General features: G+C 74.2%; 3 protein-coding genes. All 3 read right to left on the bottom strand.

All coding sequences use genetic code 11. The features are described from left to right. Window positions 1-322: 322 nt before the first annotated feature. The 3 genes from PHA29_RS09805 to PHA29_RS09795 are packed head-to-tail and all read right to left on the bottom strand — an operon-like array spanning window position 323 to window position 2,938. Window positions 323-1,207 (bottom strand): hypothetical protein, encoded by an 885-nt coding sequence (locus PHA29_RS09805; protein WP_270849436.1) that lies wholly within the window; start codon window positions 1,205-1,207, stop codon window positions 323-325. Beyond that, on the bottom strand, window positions 1,197-2,201 hold the full coding sequence (locus tag PHA29_RS09800; RefSeq protein ID WP_270849434.1) for a hypothetical protein: 1,005 nt from the start codon (window positions 2,199-2,201) through the stop codon (window positions 1,197-1,199). Before PHA29_RS09800 ends, PHA29_RS09805 begins: the two co-directional genes overlap by 11 nt. Window positions 2,202-2,203: 2 nt before the next feature. After that, complete coding sequence (locus PHA29_RS09795) at window positions 2,204-2,938, bottom strand: LytR/AlgR family response regulator transcription factor (RefSeq protein ID WP_270849432.1); 735 nt, start codon at window positions 2,936-2,938, stop codon at window positions 2,204-2,206. Window positions 2,939-3,164 lie beyond the last annotated feature (226 nt).

Below are 3,164 nucleotides of genomic sequence, written 5' to 3'. Positions count from 1 at the left end.
CAGGCGAACCGGCGGTCCTAGGGGGCCGCCGACCGGCCGCTTCCGCGCCGGGCCCCGCATCCGAGGCGTGAGGACCCCGCGCGACGCGGCAGGGAGAACCGCCCAGCGCGACGCCGGCGCCGGCCCGCGGAGGGCGCGCCGCATCCTGCATCGGTCTGACTCCACGCCGTTTCGTGAAAGCATGTCGTATTTTCGTGAAAGCATGTCGTATCTGACACCGGGCGCCCCTATCCGAAGGCGCGGTGTCAGATACGACATGCTTTCGCCAGGCCGAGGGCTGACGGGCGCCGCATACAGCAGGTTTCCGTACGCCGGCGGGACCTCAGGAGCGCACGAGCACGCTGAGGGTCAGCCCGCCGTCCTCCCACAGGCAGCGCACATCGCCCTCATACCGCGCGGCGAAGCCCTTGAGCACGCACAGCGGCCGGTGGTCGGGCAGCGTCGCCTCGCACCCGGGCACCGCCGCCTCGAGGCAGAGGTACCCGTGCGCGCAGCGCAGGCTCAGGTGCACCGCGGAGCCCCCGTGCCCGAGGGCGGGCAGCAGCGCGTCGACGGCGTTGGAGACGAGGGCGCACAGCTCGACGTCGGTGACGCCCGTCAAGCGGGGGAGCATGACCCAGGCGTCGAGCTCTCCCCCGTACATCCGCACCGCGCGCTCCTTGAACGACAGCATCGCGTTGAGCGCCTCGTTGGCGCACCACACCCCCTCGGGTGCGTCGAGCTCGGCGAGCTCCGCCGCGAGCGGGCGCGGCGCGGCCCCCTCGCGCTCGAGGGAGGCGGCGACGGCCTCCAGGCGGTCCGCCGCCAGCGCGTAGGCGGCCTGGCAGTCCTGCGAGAAGCTGCGGCGCTCGGCCTCGTAGGCGCGCTGCGCCTCGAGCTGCTCGGCCAGGGCGCGCACGCGCTCGTGCTCGAGCGACGCGCGCTCGCCGGCGTCGAGCGCCCGCACGAGGGCAGCATCGTAGACGGCGCAGGCCGCGCCGCACAGCGTCGCCGCGACCGACCAGCCGACGGGGATCGTCCCCTCGCGCGCGAGCAGCGCTGCGGCGGCCACCACCGCGAGCTGGCTCGCCGGGCAGGCCGCGTAGGCGAGCCACCGCCGCCCGCCGTAGGGCGCGAAGGTGCGCACGGCCACCGCGCACGCCGCCGCCAGCAGGACGCAGGTGCCCGCGAAGGCGAGCGTCGCCGCCCCCGGCATCTCAGGAGCCATCGCGCCCGCCCCCTCTCCCCCGCCGGCCGGCGCCGTCCAGGGCGCTGCGAGCCTCCCGCGCGAGTGTCTCGGACGCGCCCCGCCCGGCCGCGCGGCGGCTCCTGTCCCGCAATCCGGCGGCGAGGTCGCGCGCGTAGTCGCATGCGGCGCGCGCATCCCCCTGCGCCGCGAGCGATCCGATCACGTACAGGTGGTTTCGGACGTCATGGCGGATATGGGCGAGCTGCAGGGCGTTCGCCAGGCGCTCCTCCGACTGCCAGAGCACCTCGTCGAGACGCGCCGACAGCTCGCGCGCCTCGCGCTCCATGCGCGCCTGCTGGCGCATCCTGCCCGACGCGCTCAGCACGGCCAGGTCGGACACGAGGCACAGCGCGCACGGGACCGTCACGGCGAACAGGAGGCCCGGGTCGGCATCCGGCGCGATCATGACCGGGGTGGCGAGGACGAGCATCCCGCACGCCTGGAACACCGGGAAGACCGCGAGCACCAGGGGCGTCTCGCCGCGCTCCGCGCCGCGGCCCGTCTCGGCGCGCATCTCCAGCCAGGCGCGCGCGAGCACCGCCAGCCAGGCGAACTCCGTCGCCACCGCCGCGACCGTGCCGACCACGTGCGCGTCATAGCGCACCCAGCTCCCCGCGTAGCTCGACGCGGCGATGCCCGGCGCGGCGACCATCCACACCGCGGTGCCGACCAGCTCGGCGAAGCAGACCGTGGAGACCAGCAGGCCCGCCACGGCGGCGCGCTCGCGCACGGGCCCGGTGAAGCACGCCAGTGGCATGACCACGCCCGTGAGGGCGATCGACACCGTGCTCGAGGGGTTCACCACGGAGTCGTCGAGCAGGAGCGCGAGGGCGACCACCAGCGCCCGCACGAGCGCGAGCGGGCGCGCGCCGCGCGGGCGCAAGATCCGGTCCTGGAAGATGAAGGCGGCGATATGCAGGGGGACGAACCAGGCGTTGAGCGCGACCCGCACGAAGAGGGGCTCCTCCGCCACGGCTACCTCCCCGACCTGATGTGGGCGAACAGCGCCTCGCGCACCTGCGGGCGCCATCGGCGGCTCACCGGCACCTCGCATCCGTTCGCGAGCCTGATCGACGCCGCGGAGAGCTCCTCCACATGGTCGAGGTTGACCGCGAAGCTCTGATGGCAGCGCACGAAGTGGGAGGGCAGCGATTCCAAGAGGTCCCCGAGCTTGCCGTAGGTCTCGAGGCCCTCGCGCTCGGTGTGCACGACCAGGCGCCTGAGCCTGCTCTCGAGGTAGAAGATCTCGGCGGGGCGCAGGACGCGCTCGGAGCCCGCGACCCGCAGGCGCACCGGGGAGGCCGCCCAGCGCTCGCGCGCCTCGACCGCGTACCCCAGCGCCTCCGAGACCTCGTCGGCGCCGAACGGCTTGCGCAGGTAGCAGACGTGACCGGTCCGGTAGACCGCCGTATGGCACGAGTCGTAGCCGCTCACGTACACCACCGGCGCCGAGAGGCCGTGCTCGCGCAGGCAGGCGACCGCGTCGATGCCCGTCTGCCCCGTCCCCGACGCGGGCTCGGAGCCGTCGTTCAGGCGGATGTCCATGAACAGGATGTCGGGCCGCCAGCCGCTCCCCATCCGTCGGACGAGCGATGCGGCGTCGGAAAACGTCACCACATCGAGCTCTTCGGAGCGCGGGGTCTCGCGCAGCAGACGGGCGAGCTCGTCGCCCTCGACGCGGACGTCGTCCACCACGGCAACGGTGTACATGCTCTGAACGACCCCCTCTCCTGCGAAGGGGCCGTGCCCGCGGACACGCGGACGCCCGGCCTCCCCCTCCACATCATTATAGGAAGGGGCGGCGCCTGCCGACGGCCCCGCGGCGGGCGCGAAGCTGCCGACTCTTACATTTTTCCGACCGGATATGCAGGCCGGCGGCGGCGCGGAGCGGGACGGCCCGGGCGCGGGACGCCGCACCCGGGCCGGCCGCCGCCCG

Source organism: Candidatus Collinsella stercoripullorum (assembly GCF_027669965.1).
Lineage (GTDB): Bacteria > Actinomycetota > Coriobacteriia > Coriobacteriales > Coriobacteriaceae > Collinsella > Collinsella stercoripullorum.
This window is presented reverse-complemented; position numbering and strand designations above follow the sequence as displayed.